Source organism: Variovorax sp. Root411 (assembly GCF_001425205.1).
Classification (GTDB): domain Bacteria; phylum Pseudomonadota; class Gammaproteobacteria; order Burkholderiales; family Burkholderiaceae_C; genus Variovorax.
Genome location: NZ_LMDW01000005.1, coordinates 101,865 through 118,138, shown reverse-complemented (window position 1 = coordinate 118,138; position 16,274 = coordinate 101,865). Strand labels below are relative to the sequence as shown.

General features: G+C 62.1%; 6 protein-coding genes. All 6 read left to right on the top strand.

All coding sequences use genetic code 11. The annotated features are described in order from the left end of the window. The first annotated feature begins 416 nt into the window (after positions 1–416). Positions 417–3,302 (top strand): DEAD/DEAH box helicase, encoded by a 2,886-nt coding sequence (locus ASC92_RS09910; protein ID WP_056514044.1) that lies wholly within the window; start codon positions 417–419, stop codon positions 3,300–3,302. A 24-nt stretch (positions 3,303–3,326) separates the two neighbouring features. Beyond that, positions 3,327–8,276, top strand: coding sequence for an Eco57I restriction-modification methylase domain-containing protein (locus tag ASC92_RS09905; RefSeq protein WP_056514041.1), 4,950 nt, complete (start codon positions 3,327–3,329; stop codon positions 8,274–8,276). Further along, positions 8,276–9,880 (top strand): HNH endonuclease, encoded by a 1,605-nt coding sequence (locus tag ASC92_RS09900; RefSeq protein ID WP_056514038.1) that lies wholly within the window; start codon positions 8,276–8,278, stop codon positions 9,878–9,880. The genes ASC92_RS09905 and ASC92_RS09900 overlap by 1 nt, the downstream gene beginning before the upstream one ends. Before the next feature lie 84 nt (positions 9,881–9,964). Then, positions 9,965–13,426: a serine/threonine-protein kinase gene (locus ASC92_RS09895; protein WP_056514036.1), complete on the top strand. Its 3,462-nt coding sequence runs from the start codon at positions 9,965–9,967 to the stop codon at positions 13,424–13,426. Next, positions 13,423–14,886, top strand: a complete 1,464-nt coding sequence (locus ASC92_RS09890) for a phospholipase D-like domain-containing protein (RefSeq protein ID WP_056514033.1) — start codon at positions 13,423–13,425, stop codon at positions 14,884–14,886. Before ASC92_RS09895 ends, ASC92_RS09890 begins: the two co-directional genes overlap by 4 nt. A 41-nt stretch (positions 14,887–14,927) precedes the next feature. Further along, positions 14,928–16,265 carry a hypothetical protein gene (locus ASC92_RS09885; RefSeq protein WP_157609023.1) on the top strand — a complete coding sequence of 446 codons (1,338 nt, stop codon included), beginning with the start codon at positions 14,928–14,930 and terminating at the stop codon, positions 16,263–16,265. Positions 16,266–16,274 lie beyond the last annotated feature (9 nt).

Below are 16,274 nucleotides of genomic sequence, written 5' to 3'. Positions count from 1 at the left end.
GGCTGCGAGCGGAGGTTGGCAGGGACCGCTCTGTCGGTAGATCCGCGGGGTGCTCAAGACTGAAGATCCGTCACCATTTTTCGATGAGGCCGTCCAACTCCAGTTTGGAAGTGACCGAATAAGGGGGAGCGTCATGGCGCTTCTGATTCTCGTCTGGAGCGATCCGCCGGATAGAGGCAGTACGCGCATCTTTGCCTCCTGCGACTTCTGCCGCGAACCTACATCAGATCGCCTAGCTGTTCAGAAGCCCAGCACGGTCTTACGGCCACGCCGAGCTCCATGCCGGCCACTATCCGACAAAGACCCGAAATGTGACATCGCAGTCGGCTCGAACGACCAAGTTTTCAAGTCACAATCGGACACAATATCCAAAAGTCCGGCTAGGAAACTGGCGCGAAAAACGAGCGCTAAACTACATGCAACTGCAGCAGGCCCCCGCGCCCGGCGCGCGAGCTCTGATCCGCGATGAAGAGTGGATCGTCCAAAACGCCGATGTCTGCCAGCTGGGGGGCTGGCAACTCAGCTGCATCGGCATCTCCGAAACTGTCCGGAACCGCCGCGCGTTGTTCCTGTCCCAGCTGGAAGATGTGACCCTCATCGACCCGGCCAAGACCGAGCTGGTGTTCGACGAGTCTCCGAGCTTCATCGCTTCGCGCCTCTATGTCGAGTCCAAGTTGCGGCAGTCGGCCCTCCAGGGCGAAGCCATCGTTCAGGGGCACAAGGCCGTGATGGACACCCTGCCGTTCCAGCTGGTGCCAGCCCACCAAGTGCTGCGCCAACTAAGGCCTCGGCTGCTGATCGCCGACACGGTCGGGCTGGGCAAGACGCTAGAGGCCGGCATCCTCACCGCCGAGCTGATGCGCCGCGGCAAGGCCAGACGGGTGCTGGTGGTGACAACCAAGAGCATGATGCTGCAGTTCCAGCAAGAGTTCTGGAACCGCTTCACCATCTCGTTGACACGGCTGGACTCGGCCGGCATCCAGCGCATCCGGCGCGAAATCCCGGCGAACCACAATCCGTTCAACTACTTCGACCGCACGATCATCTCGGTCGACACGCTCAAGCGCGACAGCGAATACCGGCACTACCTGGAGAAGGCCTGGTGGGATCTCATCATCATTGATGAGGCCCACAACGTCTCCTACAAAGGCAACCGCACGCAGAGCAACCGGCTGGCCGGCCTGCTGGCCACGCGGTCAGACGCGCTGGTGCTGCTGACCGCCACACCGCACAACGGCAAGCGCGACAGCTTCGCCAGCCTGATGCGCATGCTGGATCCGACCGTGCTGCCCGCCGGTGCCGACTACACGCGTGACGACGTGTCGCACCTCTTCGTCCGCCGCTTCAAGAAGGACGTGAAGGACCAAATGCGCCAGGACTTTCCTGAGCGCCAGGTCTTTCGCCTGGAGCGGCCGGGCAGCGCGGCCGAGAACGCGGCCTTCAACTGCCTGGGCGAGTTGAAACTCGCGTCTGATACGGGGCAACCGCGCGACGGCGCGATGTTGTTCCGCACCACGCTCGAGAAGGCGCTGTTCTCGTCTCCTGCAGCTTGCCTACAGACGTTGAAGGAGCGTCTGCGCAAGCTCCAGGCCAAGGATGCCGCGCACCCCGACATCGCGGCCCTGAGTGAACTTCAAGATCTGGTCGCAGCCATTGGCCCCGCAGAGTTCAGCAAGTTCCAGCACCTGATCGACCAGTTGCGTTCCGGTGCCCATTGGAAGTGGGATAGTCGCGATCCGTCCGATCGTCTGGTGCTCTTTACCGAGCGCATCGAGACGCTCAAGTTCCTGCAGGCTGAACTGTCCAAGGCTCTGGGTCTGTCAGCCGACGCGGTGGCGGTGCTGCACGGCCAGTTACCCGATGTGGACATTCAGGCCACCGTCAAGGCGTTTGGCAGCGCACATGCACCGCTGCGCCTGCTGATTGCTTCGGACGTGGCCTCAGAGGGCCTGAACCTGCACTACCAATCGCACCGGCTCATCCACTTCGACATTTCCTGGTCGCTGATGGTCTTCCAGCAGCGGAACGGCCGGGTGGACCGTTATGGACAGCTGCAGGTGCCCAAGATCGGCTACATGCTGACTGTGCCACAGCACGAGCGCATCCGTGGTGACTTGCGCTACCTGGAGATCCTGATCGACAAGGACGAGCAGGCCGCCAAGAACATCGGTGACCCGTCCGCGTTCATGGGACTCTATGACGAAGAGCTGGAGGTGGCCAAGGTCGCCGCCGCCATGGAGTCAAACACCACAGCCGACACTTTTGCAGCGCAACTGGCCCAGGGCGACGTGGACCCTTTCGAAGCACTCTGGTGTGCGGCCCAGGCCGATGCGGCGCCAATGGTTCAGGACGCCAGGCCTGCCAGCGTGCGGGCCATCCCGCCCGCGCCCACATCCGCCCCCACCGAGAGCGTCCCCAGCCTGTTCAGGGACGATTACACCTACCTGCGCGATGCGCTGACCTGGCTGCGCAGTGCCTCGCCGCGAGAACACAACCCCGTGAAGAGCGACGATGCCAAACGCACGCTGAGCTTTCAGCCCAGCAGCGACCTGGCGCCGTTGCTCAAGCGCGAGCTGGCCAGCGAAATGTGGCCCACCGACAACCAGTTCGCCCTCAGTGCCGACAAGTCGGTGGTGGATGCCGCCATCCAGCAGGCCCGTGATGCCGGTGCCTGGCCGCAGGTGCACTACCTGTGGCCACTGCACCCCATCAGCCAATGGCTGGACTACAAGCTGATGGGCCTATTCAAGCGGATGAGCGCGCCCGCCATCCGCGTGCGGCAAGGCATTTCGGCCGGCGAAGCCATCGTGGTGGTGCTGGCCCAGGCGCCCAACCGGCGCGGGCAGACGATGCTGACGCAGTGGATGGGCGTGTACCTCAACGCCGCCGGCAAGACCGAGGCCGTGCTGACTCTCGACGAAGTCATGCAGCGCACGGGCTTTGGAGCCGCTTCGCTGGCGAACGATGGCCAAGCTATCCCCTTCGCACACATTCAGGCAGCACTGCCTGCAGTGGTGCAGACCGCCGAGCGCCACCTCAAGCCCATCAAGCAGGCGTTCGACACCGACTGCCGCGCGCGCTTGGGCCGCGAGTTGGACAAGCTCAAGACGCTGGAGCTCAAGCACTTCGCCCAGCTGGAGCTGGACTTCGCCAAGGGTATCGAACAGGTCAACGCTGCGCGCCGCAAGCAGCTCGAAGACGACACCGCCGACCTGTTCAAGAACTATCAACAGTGGATCAAGGACACGCTGGAGCTGGATGACCGCGCCCAGATCACCATCGTGGCCGTGCTGGCCGCCTGATTGCTGAAACTGGCAGGAACGACCATGAGCTTCGCCATCACCGGGCTGGAAAACGCCAACGAGTTCTACAGCCAACATTACCTGGACGAGATCGTTGAACGCGACCTCAAGCAATTGTTCGACCGCTGGAAGGAACAAGGCTCAGCGAACCCCGTTTCACGCCTGCGCACTGCCGGTGGCGCCGCCTACTTCCGCGCCCGCGAACGCTTCCTGGCCGAGCGCAAGTTAGCAGACCGCATGCCGCTGCTGATCGACCTGGTGCAGCCGCTGCTACAAGCCATTGGCTACGAAACAGCACCCCAGACACTGGAGCTGGCGGACAGCAACCTGCCCGTGCTGGCCGTGTACCGCGACGCCAAAGCTCACCCCCTACTCGTGATCGCCGCCGCTGTAGCCCCACCCGCCGCCCCAGGCGACGAAGAGGCGCATCCTCTGCAGTGCCCGCCCCTCAACACGGATGGCAAGGCCAGCCAATCCGACTGGGAAGAGGTGCTCACCAAAGCCGTGTTCGGCGACGACACGCCGCCGCGTTGGGTGCTGCTGGTGCACCATGAAACCTGGCTGCTCATCGAGCGCGGCAAGTGGGGTCGCAAGGCCCTGCTCAGCTTTAACCTGCCGGAACTCTTCGGCCCGCGCGACGATAAGCAGTTCCGCGCCTTCGCTGCGCTGGCCGGCGCCGACTCGGTGCTGCCGGCATCCGGCGGCACGGCCATGCTCGACACGCTGGACGACAGCTCGCACAAGCACGCGTTCGAAGTCTCCACCGACCTGAAGTACGCACTGCGCGAATGCATCGAAGCGATCGGCAACGAAGCCATCCGCTACAAGCGCGAGGTCGCCAAGGAAAAAATCTTCGAGCGCAACGATATCGACCTGGCCGACCAACTCAGTCGCGAATGCCTGCGCTACATGTACCGGCTGTTGTTCCTGTTCTACATTGAGGCGCGGCCGGACTTGGGCTACGCGCCGATCACGGCCGAGACCTACCTCAAGGGCTACAGCCTGGAGCACCTGCGCGAACTCGAACAGATGCCGCTCACCACGGCCGAATCCCAGGAAGGTACCTACTTTCACGAAAGCCTCAAGCAGCTCTTCTCGCTGATATGGGAAGGCTTCCCCAAGCGCGGTACCCAAGGTGGACAGCAGGATGAGTTGCTGGGCAGCGCCGACCAGTTGCTGGACACCGGGTTCACCATCGCCCCACTGCAAGGCCACCTGTTCGACCCCAAGCAGACCCCTCTGCTGGGCACCGTGAAGCTGCGCAACAAGGTGCTGCAGAAGGTCGTCCGGCTGATGTCCCTGTCGCGCGAGGGCGGTGGCAAGAGCGGGAAAGGCAGTCGAGGCCGCATCAGCTACGGCACGCTAGGCATCAACCAGCTGGGCGCGGTGTACGAAGCGCTGCTGTCCTTCCGCGGCTTTTTCGCCGAGGACGATCTTTACGAGGTGCGGCCAGACCCGAAGCGCAAGAAGGAGAAGCCGGCCGCAGAGGGAGACGATGGCGACATCGAGGAAGGTGATGGGGAGGTCGAAGGCAACAGCGATGGCGACGACGCCGACCAGCCTGCACCCACCACCGCCGAGAAGAAGAAGGACGCCGAGGTGGACCCGCTGGACGCAGCCTACTTCGTTCCAGCCAGCAAGATCAATCAGTACACCGACGCCGAACGCCTGTTCGGCGGCGAGCCGCGCCAGTACAAAAAGGGCACCTTCATCTACCGCCTGGCTGGCCGGGCGCGGGAAAAGTCAGCCTCGTACTACACGCCCGAAGTGCTGACCAAGTGCTTGGTGGAGCACGCGCTGAAGGAACTGCTGCCCACCCGCCAGACGGCCGACGACATTCTGAAACTCACCATCTGCGAGCCTGCCATGGGCAGCGCGGCGTTCTTGAATGAGGCCATAAACCAGTTAGCCGAGGCATACCTACAGGCCAAACAAAAGGAACTGGGCGAAACCATCTCGCACGACCAGTACACGGAAGAGAAGCAGCGGGTGAAGATGTTCATCGCTGACAACAACGTCTTCGGCGTTGACTTGAACCCTGTAGCCGTGGAACTGGCCGAGGTGTCGCTGTGGCTGAACGCCATCTTCAAGGGCAGCCACGTGCCGTGGTTCGGCATGCAGTTGCGCAACGGCAACTCGTTGGTGGGTGCCCGGCGTGATGTATTCAGCGCCGCCCAGCTCACGCCGGGCCGGGGTGAAAAGGGCGTGCCTGAACGCGACTGGCGCGCGGCTGTGCCGCGTGCGGTGGCCATGACTGCCTCACCCGCAGACAGTGATGTCTTCCATTTCCTGCTGCCGGCCGACGGCATGGCCAGTTGCACCGACAAAGTGGTCAAGGCGCTGGAGCCCAAGGCTTTCGAGACCTTCAAGAAGTGGCGCTCGGACTTCATTGCGCCGCTGTCGGTCGATGAGGCGCGCCGCGTGAAGGCGCTGACCGTGGCCGCCGAAGCCCTCTGGCAACAACATGCGCTGGAGTTGGCACGCGTGCGCAAAGTCACCAGCGACGAACTGCATGTGTGGCCTGACCCGGCGCCCAACCGCGCGCCCACCACCACCGCACAGAAGGACGCCACGTTCCAGCGCGAGATGTTGTCGGAACAGGTGAAGAACGCCAGCCCCTACCGGCGCCTGAAGCTGGCGATGGACCTGTGGTGCGCGCTGTGGTTCTGGCCCTTGAGCGAGGCGGCGAGCTTGCCCACTCGGGAGGAGTGGTGGTTTGTGCTGGAGACCCTGCTGCAGGGCAATGCCTCGCTGGCTGAGCCACCGCCGGCGGGGGACTTCTTCCCCGAGACGCTGCCGCAATCGACGCTGGACTTCACGCCGGAGCGGGATCGCTACGGGCAGGTGGACATCGATGCGCTTGTGGCTGCACTGCCCACGCTGAAGTGCGCTCAACAGGTGACTGAGTCACAGCATTTCTTCCACTGGGAGTTGGAGTTTGCCGACCAGTTCAAGGCACGCAGGGGTTTCGACCTGGTGCTGGGCAACCCGCCGTGGATCAAGGTGGAGTGGAACGAACAGGCACTGCTGTCGGACTTCGACCCGCGATTTGCGATTCGCCGCCTGAGCGCGCAGGAGACAGCCAGCCAGCGCGAAGCGGTGTTCGAGGGCGCATCCGCGGCGCGGGCTGACTACGTGAACGAATGCATCACCACCGAAGGTCTTGCCGCCTTCCTCAATGGAGTGCAGAACTTCCCGCTGCTCAAGGGCCAGCAGAGTAACCTCTACAAATGCTTCCTGCCGCTGGTTTGGCGCATTGGCGGTGGCGTGCAGGGCCTGCTGCATCCTGAGGGTGTGTACGACGACCCCAAGGGCGGCGAGTTGCGGGCGGCGGCGTATCCGCGGTTGCGAGCGCACTACCAGTTCGAGAACCAGTTGACGCTGTTTGCCGAGGTTCACCACAACACTAAGTTCAGCATCAACCTGTACGGCGCTCCGCGCTCCGCGCCGCACTTCCGCCACATGGCCAACGTGTTCGCGCCGGCTACGGTCGATACGAGCCTGCAGCACCCTGGCGGCGGCACCACACCGGGCATCAAGCGCGACGCGGGTGGATGGAACATTGACGGCCACGCTAGCCGCGTAATCCACGTGGACCAGGCGCTGCTTGGCACATTTGCCAAGCTCTACGACGCGGCTGACACGCCCGCAGCGCAGGCCCGCCTGCCGGCGGTGCACAGCCGCGAGTTGGTGTCAGTGCTGGAGAAGTTTGCCCAGGTGCCACGGCGGCTGGGTGACTTGAAGGACGACTACTTCACGCTGGAGATGTGGCACGAGACAGGGGCACAGCGCGACGGCACTATTCGTCGCCAGACCGACTTCGTGGCCTCGCCCGCCGAGTTCGTCCTCTCCGGCCCCCACTTTTTCGTTGGCAACCCGCTGAACAAGACGCCGCGCGCTGTGTGCAGGCAGAACAGCCACTACGACGTGATCGACCTCGAGGCGGTGCCGGATGACTACCTGCCGCGGAGCAACTATGTGCCAGCGTTGGCTGAGCAACAGTACGTCGCGCGCACAAGTCGAGTAGGTTGGCTGGAAATTGGCGAGACGCGTCAGAAGCCAGTGACCGCCTATGTTCGCGTGGCCTCGCGTCGCGGAGCGCACCCAGGCGACGAGCGGTCGGTACGCCCGGTCTTGCTGCCGCCGGGTTTCGCGCATATCGATGGCGTCTTCTCGGTCGCGATCAAGGACAACAGCGAACTCGTGCCAGCAGCCGGCTACTGGGCCTCGTTGCCCTTCGACTTCTTCGTGCGCGTGTCGGGCAAGAAGGACTTTCGGAACGCTACGGCCAGCCTGATGCCCCTGCTTCCAGGAACGCCGCAGTTGTGCGCGCGCGCACTCAGCCTCAACTGTTTGACCAAGCACTGGGCTAGCGTCTGGCAGGCCGCCTGGGATCCGCGATTTCGGAACGATTCCTGGACTAGCACCGACGCCCGCCTACCAGCAGGTTTCTTCGACGCACTGCAGCCCACTTGGCACCGCCACTGCGCCGTGCGCACCGACTACGCCCGCCGCCAGCTCTTGGTCGAGATCGACGTGCTGGCAGCCCAGGCCTTGGGCCTGACGCTGGACGAACTGCTCACCATCTACCGCGTGCAGTTCCCGGTGATGCGCCAGTACGAGCGCGACACCTGGTACGACGCCCGCGGACGGATCGTGTTTACCGCCAGCAAGGGCCTAGTGGGCGTAGGCCTGCCGCGCAAAGCCGGCCGCAACGACCGGCCGTGCACGGTGCGCTATCCCGACGGCCGCACCGAAGCGCGTCGCCTCGGCTGGGAAGACATCCAGCCCAAGGACGGCAAGTCGCCAGCGCCCGTCGGCACTGTAATCGAGCGCACTGTGCGCGACGACACCTTGCCCACCGGCCCGGTGGACCGCTCAATCCAATACGTCGCTCCCTTCGCGCTGGCCGACCGCGAGGCAGACTACCGCACCGCATGGGCGCACTTTGAACAACGTCAGGAACCCCATTGATGTCATCGCTGTTCCTCAACCGCCAGACCTCCGACGAGCGCAAGGCGCTGATCGAGACACTGCACCAAACCCAGAGCGGGCACTGCTTCATCTGCGAGAAGGTGCTGGACCTTCAGTTGCACAAGGACAACCTGGACGTCGACCATGTCATCCCGCTCAAGACGGGTGGCAAGGACGACCCGAGCAATTTCGCGCTCACGCATGACAGCTGCAACCGCTCCAAGCAGGCGACGAATCTGGAAGTGGCCCGGCTGCTGCAGCGCTTTGCCGCATTGAAAGAGGCGCTGGAGCCTGACAACCGCAGCCCCAATCTGGGCGACATCCTTACTCAGGCTGGCGGCGGCCAGGCCGAGCTGAGCTTCAAGCTGGTAGGCGACCAGATTCAGTTCACGCTCAGCGCCGTGGGCGATCAGGCTATCTACACGGTGCCGGTGTACTTGGACGAGTTGAGCGGCTTCCGCTACTTCTTTGTCAAGCTGCCAATCCAGTACCTGCGGCACGACGACCGCATCAACCCGCGCGCCATAGGCAGCAACATCAGCAAGCTAGTCGAAGAGTTCTACCTGAAGCGCCCGCAGTTGCACGTCCCGCTGGCGTGGATGACATCCGAGGGCGGCAAGAGTGCGGTGCACGTGTTCGACGGCCAGCACAAGGCTGCAGCGCAGATCATGCTGGGCGCAAAGGCCATGCCGGTGCGCGTGTTCGTCGACCCCAACCCCGATACGCTGATCACCACCAATACCAACGCCGGCACCACGCTCAAGCAGGTGGCGTTCGACAAGTCGGTCCAGCGGCACCTGGGCAGCACGCTGTACCGTGACCGCATCGACCGCTTTCGCACCGAGACCAATCGCCCAAGTGACGATCTAGCCTTCAGCGAGCGCGATCTCGTGTCGTACTTCAAGGGCCAGTCGCGCGAGATGAAGCGTTACATCCTGGATGCCGTGCGCGATGGCGTGACTTCGTCCGCCGACAACAAGCTGCGCGACTTCATCGACTACGGCGGTCGGGGCAAGGAACGCCCGCTTTCATACAGCTCCATCGACAAGACCTTCTACTCCTTTTTCATCTACCAAGAGGTGCTCGACACGCCACTGCACTTTGGTCTGGAGGACGGACAGAACCCGCGGGAGCTGGAGACGTCGCAGTTGATCCGGCTGATGAACGTGATTGCCGAAGAGATCTACATCGGCAAGTTCGACAGCGACATCGGAACCGACAAGATCGAGAGCCAGCTGCAGAAGGGCACGAACTTCCCACTGCCGCACCTGCGCGCCTTTCGCATGAGTAAGGAGGAAGTGCTCTACAACTGGCTGAAATTCGTGGAGCAGATCGCGTACACCTACTTCGTGAATACAGGCATGCCCACGCAGAAGGAGCGGCTGTTCCAGTACCCGTTTCCAGAGCAACTGTGGACCAACATCCGCAACTTCGTGCGCAATCTGGCGGGCTTGCCGCTGTGGGCCAACAAGGATCTCTCGGAGACCGTGTTCGGCGGCAAGGCGAACAACAGCTTCTGGGAAACGGTTTTCGCCACGGGAAAGAGTCCGCAGGGCGTCCAAGTGATGGCGAAGGGCTTGAACCTGGTGGAGATGATGAAGTAGCCGAGCCGCCGCCAACACAGGAAGTACGACCGTTCATTGGCCCTTCGCATTGGTAGCGAAAGGGCGTCATAGGAGCACACGCAGATGTCGGAGAACAACAAGGTCACGCTCAAGGATATCGCTGAGCGCAAAGAAGCCAAACGACTGAGCCTGGGTGAGGGGCGCTACATCACACGGGGAAATCCGAAGAGCGGAGGGCTCTCGTCGGTTTACCGCGCCACCGACATTGAGACCAGCAGCATGGTCGCGCTGAAGGTTTTCAGGAGCGAAGGCAATACCGACGAGGTAATTGAAGAGTCGTTTCGGCGCGAGGTCCAGGCGCTGTCGGATCTGGCGCACCGGCACATTGTGCGCATCCTCGATTCAGGGCGCGACGACGAAAACGGCGTGCATTTCGTCGTGATGGAGTGGGTCGAGCAGGATCTCGGCGCCGTCTTGGCGCCCGGTAAGTACGAGAACTGGGAGGCCTACTACCGATCCGTCGGAAAGGGCGTTCTCGATGCATTGGCCTTTGCCCACACCCGTTCCACCGCGCATCGGGATGTGAAGCCTTCCAACGTGCTGGTGACTGACGAAGGGGTTGTGAAGCTCTGCGACTTCGGCATTTCCAAGATTCGCAACTTCCTGGCGCCGGGTGTGACGCTGGCCAGGTTCTCGTCGGCACCGTACTCACCGCCCGAACTGGACGACGGCAGCTACAGCTACAGCCGAGACGTTTTTGGGTTCGCTGCACTGAGTGTTGCCGCGCTCACGGGCAGGGCACCTTCCAAGTACGAGGAGCTATTCGCGTTGCTGGAGGAGGCGCCACTTGAGGAGCCGATCCGGCGGGTGCTGCGGCGCTGCCTGGAACTCAATCAGCCCGAGCTGAGGCCGGCAAATGCGGTGCTCCTGCAGGCGGAGTTAGAGCGCGCTGCACCCGCGCCGATGGCCCAGACTCTTCCGCTGGTACTGGTCGCGCTGACAAACAAGGTCCGTGATGCGGTCGAACATGACCTCGGCTTGCGAGGTCCGCAGGGAGAACGGTTCATCGAGCGAGACCTGGAAGGCGCTCGCATGGAAGAACTGCCCCTAACGGCCGAGAAGCCAGACCGCAGTTTTCGTCTGTATGGCGGCAAGTACGGCTATACCGCCCTCCGCGATAGTTCTGGCGGAAAGTTGGTCTTGGTCGCTGCGCTGGAGTACCAGCCTTCAGAGATTGATCGCAAGCGAAACAACGCAGCAGACCCTGAAGTGCGACTCGCGCTTTCAGGCACCACCAGCCAGGCGTCCAATGAGGCGCTGGATAGTCTGCTGGACAGACTGCTCACCTTTTCGGCGGACCAGAAGCAACGCAAGCTCGAACAGCGAGAGCTGGCGCTCTACCAGACATGGGTCGATCTGCTCAGTGCCAAGACGGAACTGGAGAAGATGCGATGCGTGCGCCTGGCGTATGCAGGCCGCGAGGCGTCGGGAGAGTTCGTTCGACTGAAGCTGAAGCCGGACACGGACGGTTCCGCACTTGTTGGTCAGGACGTGATGGTTCAAGCAGGACGGCTAGGCGAGTTCCGCGGCCGGGCTGTATCCCGGTCAGAAGGCAACCTGATCATCCGGCCGAGCATCAGGAATCGCATCGACGCGGGTGCAATTCCGGAAGAGGGCATTGTCGAAACGGACACAGCCAAGACTGACGGTTCGTTGGGCAAGCAGAAGTCGGCCGTCGACGCCGTGCGCTACGGTCGCTCGGTTAATCCAGAGCTTGGCGGCTACATCGTCAGCCCGGATCGCGTTCCAGTCCCGGAACAAGTCGATGTCGAGTTCATCAATCCCAACATTGACGATGACAAGAAAGAGGCAGTGGTTGCCGCGCTGTCCGGGCCCGCCCTACTGTTGGTTGAAGGCCCTCCAGGGACGGGCAAGACGACGTTCATCACCGAGCTGGTTCTGCAGACCCTCAAGGTCAACCCGAATGCACGAGTGTTGCTGACCTCGCAAACGCACGTGGCACTCGACAACTCGCTTGAGCGCATCGTTGGGCAGTCGGGAATGGTGGTCAGCGCAGTGCGCATTGGGCAAGAGGACGACGAGCGCATTGCCACCTCCACGCGCAAGCTGATGCTGGACGCCAAGTTGCCCGAGATGCGTAAGCAGGCACTGGCCGCCGGAAATGCATTCATGGAGCGCTGGGCACTCGAGCACGACTTGAACGTGAGGGACGTTCGCCGCGCGATGGCGCTGGAGCGTCACGCCTTCCTCAAGACACATCTGGAGGAAGTGGAAGGCTGCATGCAGGTCCTGGAGCCGCAGTTGTCGGATGAGAACCGTAAGACGTTGAGTGCGGAAGAAGTTGCCGCAGTCGAGGATCAGTTTGAAGGGCTGAGCAAGGAGCGTGACGGGCTCGAACGGATGCTCAAGGAGTCGATGAAGGACCTTGGGACCTACGTCGACACCAAAGAAGAGCTGAAGGAGTTCGCAGAATGCTCGGCGGCAGACCTGCGAGGATGGGCCGAGGCCTATGCCGCCCGCACGCCGGCAGGTGGACAACTCAAGCAGTTGCTCCAGTCCCATGCGGAATGGGAGACAGCCTTCGGGCGCGGCAGGGAGTTCCAGGCGGCGGTCATCGCGGCCAGCCAGGTCGTTGCCGGAACGTGCCTGGGCGTGATGAGCATTCCCGGGCGCAACGACATCAGCTATGACCTGTGCATCGTGGACGAGGCCTCCATTGCCACGCCTACCGAGGTGCTCGTCCCGATGGCGCGAGCGCGCCGCACGGTGGTGGTGGGTGATAGCAAGCAACTGTCACCGTTCCAAGACCCAGAGCTGAAGGCGCTCGGCCTGCTGGAGAAATGGGGACTGAAACCCGAGGACCAGAAGGCGACGCTGTTCAACCACTTGAGCGCCCATTTGCCCAGTGCACTGAAGAAGACGCTGACGACACAGCACCGGATGCTCCCAGCGATCGGCGATCTGATCTCGGAGTGCTTCTACGGCAAGGACCTGCGCAGCATCGAACGGACTCCTGCGTCGCACCTGACGGGCGTCATGCCGAAGCCCGTCACGTGGTATTCAACCGCCCGCAAACCCAACCGAGGCTCAAGGCCCCAGGGAACATCCTTCTACAACGACGCCGAGGTCGAGTTGGTGATGAACCTGCTCTCGCGCATCGACTTCTATATACAAGGAGGGCGAAACAAGGACAAGAGAGTGAGCGTGGCCGTTCTGGCCGGTTATGACCCCCAGCGGCAGCGATTGCAGACCGCAGTCCAGACCAGGCGCACGCAATGGAAGAGCTTTTCTGAGATTTTTGTCAATGTGGTCGACGCGTTTCAAGGTCGCGAGGCAGATATTCTGGTGTTCTCTGTGACGCGTTCCGAAGTCAAGGGCCTGGGTTTTTTGAGGGAAATGGAGCGCATCAATGTGGCGCTATCCCGAGGTAAGGAACTGCTCGCTATCGTCGGCGACCACGCTTTCTGCCAGGCAGCGGCTGGAGCGAAGAACCCGCTGCGAGATGTCATCGACTACATCCGCCGCAACCCCCAGACCTGCGTCATCGAGGAGGTTGCACCATGAGTTTGGAGCAAATTCTCGAACAGACAGCACACGCTCGGCCTGGGTACGACCTGGTTTCCTTCAAGGAGGCCGGCTTGCCGGTCTATGTGCTGAAGCTGCGGATTCTGGTTCTGGAGCGCAAGGCGCTCAGCCCCATTGAAGAGGCGGTGCTAAAGGCAGTGCGGGCGGGCCTCGAAACACCCGGAAGCATCTTCGAGTTCCTGGGGTTGCCGCGTACGGTCCTCACTCCGGTGCTGGCCAGTTTGAATACGGCGGAACTCATCAACTATTCGCGAGGTGCGGCGGATGCTGACGCCAAGGTGACGCTCGCCGCCAAGGGCCGTCTTGCTTTGGCCGAGGCGGCGACGGTGCAGCCACAGGAGCGCGTGGTATCGGTCTGCTTTGATGCTCTGACCAAGAAGCTGCTGCTCATCGCGCCAGAACAGTTGGACCGGTCGCGAGACATGAGGCAGTTGGGATACTTCGAAGTGCCTACAGGAAGCTCAAAGCGGCCCGAAGTTGAGGACATCCCACTTCAGGACTTTGACAAGGTTCTCCAGCGACAGTCGACCACGGCTGAACCGACAGGCACGCTGCTGGCAGTTCGAAGAATCGAGCGGCGTGAATTGCACTTCTTGCGGTGCGTCATGCTGTTCTACAAGAGTCACGCTCAACCACCCGAGGTGGAAGTCTCATTCTGGCGTGAAGACGGTCCTGCCATGGAGCACGAGGTCCGGTTTCAGGCGATCGGTGGTCCGGATCTTGTCGGTGCACGCTTGCTGATGACGGATGCAACTGCGTCCGTTGAGGCTGCGCTGCCTGAAGTGATAGCGACGGTCACACGTGAAGAAGCGCCAACGCCTGTTGCCCCGGCCCAACCTAGCGACGCGCCCGTACCAATCCCAGCCGAAGCCACGACGAAGTCGCGGGTCGTCCCGGATGTGGAAACGATGCAGACGCTGCTTTGTCATGAACACCCCCCGTATCTGAAGAAGGCGCTCCTGTCGGCGAAGCGGAAGCTTGTGATCGTGTCCCCTTGGATTCGCGATTCCGTCATCGACTGGCCGTTCATCGCATCGCTGGACGCCCTCTTGCGGTCTGGCGTCGAGGTGTACATCGGGTACGGTATAGAGAAGGCCGATGGCAACGGCAAGAGGAACGCGGCCAAAGACAAACCCGACATCACGGCGCGCGCCGAGACTGATTTGCGAGAGCTGGCGAACCGGTACAAGAACTTCCACTTTGTGCACATAGGCAACACGCACCGCAAGTCCCTTGTTTGCGACGACCAGTTCGCAGTAGTCACGAGCTTCAACTGGCTCTCTTACAAGGGCGATTCGCAGGGCAGCCCTCGCGACGAGCGCGGCATCGTCTTTCGCAAGAAGCACCATGTCGAGCGACTCGTTGCGGAGGAGCTTGAGCTGCTTGGTAAGGGTTACGCGGGCGCGTCCCGAGTGGGCCCTGGTGCCCGAGTGAAGTAGGCCATATCGAAGTCGACTGGACCCCAGAGAGGACATTGCACTTGACTACTTTTAGCGTCGTCAACGAAGACACACTGGCTGCAGCGGTGGATCACTGCCGCGAGCGCCTGGTCTATATCGCACCCGGCATTACAGAGAAGATCGTCGCTGCCATGGCCGAGGCGATGCAGCGGGCGCAGCCCCCGGCCCTGACAGTGATCATCGACGCCGACCCCGAAGTGTGCCGCCTGGGCTATGGCACGGTCGACGGCCTGAAGGCGCTGCAGGCTTTGGCGACAGGGCAGATGCTGCCGATCCGCTACCAACCGGGCCTGCGGTTGGGTGTACTGGTCGCGGATGACCAGATCGCGGTGTACTCGCCCACGCCTTTGCTGATTGAAGCTGGTTCCGACCGGGCAGACCAGCCCAACGCCATCACTCTGGGGGCCAGCAATCCACTGGATCGGGTGCTGAAGGCCTGTGCAGCGGAAGGCGAGTTTGACTCAACCACGCCCCTGCCCAGTGAGGCCGAGGTGGGCGCTGTGGTCGCCACACCGGAACTGCTGCAAAAGAGCTTGAACGAACTGGAGCGCCTGCCTCCGAAGCCGTTCGACGTGGCGCGTACCGAGCGCGTCTACAACACCAAGCTCCAGTACGTTGACTTTGAAGTCACAGGCTACAAGCTGACAGCCCGGCGCGTGCAGATTCCCACCGACTTGTTGGTAGGCACCGACAAGACCTTGGAGGCCAGGTTGCGAAACAGCTTCTCGTTGCTGGAGGGCAAGGAATCTCTGGTCGTTCAGATTGCCGACGCAGACCCCGACACCGGCGAACCACGATTCGACAAACAGGGCAAGCCCTCGATGGTGAACTATTCCGAGTTAGCAATCGAAGAAGAGCGCAAGAAGATCTACACCGACTTCTTGACACCCGTTCCAGGCCATGGGCAGCTCATCTCGAAGATGCGTCGGAATGCTTTCGATACGCGGCTGGAGTGGTTCAAAGCGCGTGTGGCGTCGTACACAGTGGCCGTAAAGCAGCAACTGGATCAGGCCGTGGAGGCGTCAGTGAAGGACTTGACCCAAGCCCTCCTACCTGGTGTGCTGCAACGGCCACCAGCGCGTCTGATGAAGTACTCGATGTCGCATGCACCCACCGACGACGACTACCGTGCCGCGGTTGAGGCAGAGCTCTCGCAGGCGTTCAACCTGGGGGACCGGTTCTTCCAGCCAACGGTGAAGGTGATCTTCAAGGATCTGACCTACGAGACCATCACCGATGAAAGGTTCGTAGCGCATTTGAAGAAGTCATTTCCCGGCTTGAGCCAGCACGGGTTTTTTGAAGAGCACGACTCAGCGCCTGAACTGCGGTTGGCGGGCAAAGCGGCGCCGGCGCACTGAGCCAAGGAC

Coding starts and splice junctions, on each gene's coding strand:
- ASC92_RS09910 (WP_056514044.1), top strand. CDS start 417: ATGCAACTGCAGCAGGCCCCCGCGCCCGGCGCGCGAGCTCTGATCCGC.
- ASC92_RS09905 (WP_056514041.1), top strand. CDS start 3,327: ATGAGCTTCGCCATCACCGGGCTGGAAAACGCCAACGAGTTCTACAGC.
- ASC92_RS09900 (WP_056514038.1), top strand. CDS start 8,276: ATGTCATCGCTGTTCCTCAACCGCCAGACCTCCGACGAGCGCAAGGCG.
- ASC92_RS09895 (WP_056514036.1), top strand. CDS start 9,965: ATGTCGGAGAACAACAAGGTCACGCTCAAGGATATCGCTGAGCGCAAA.
- ASC92_RS09890 (WP_056514033.1), top strand. CDS start 13,423: ATGAGTTTGGAGCAAATTCTCGAACAGACAGCACACGCTCGGCCTGGG.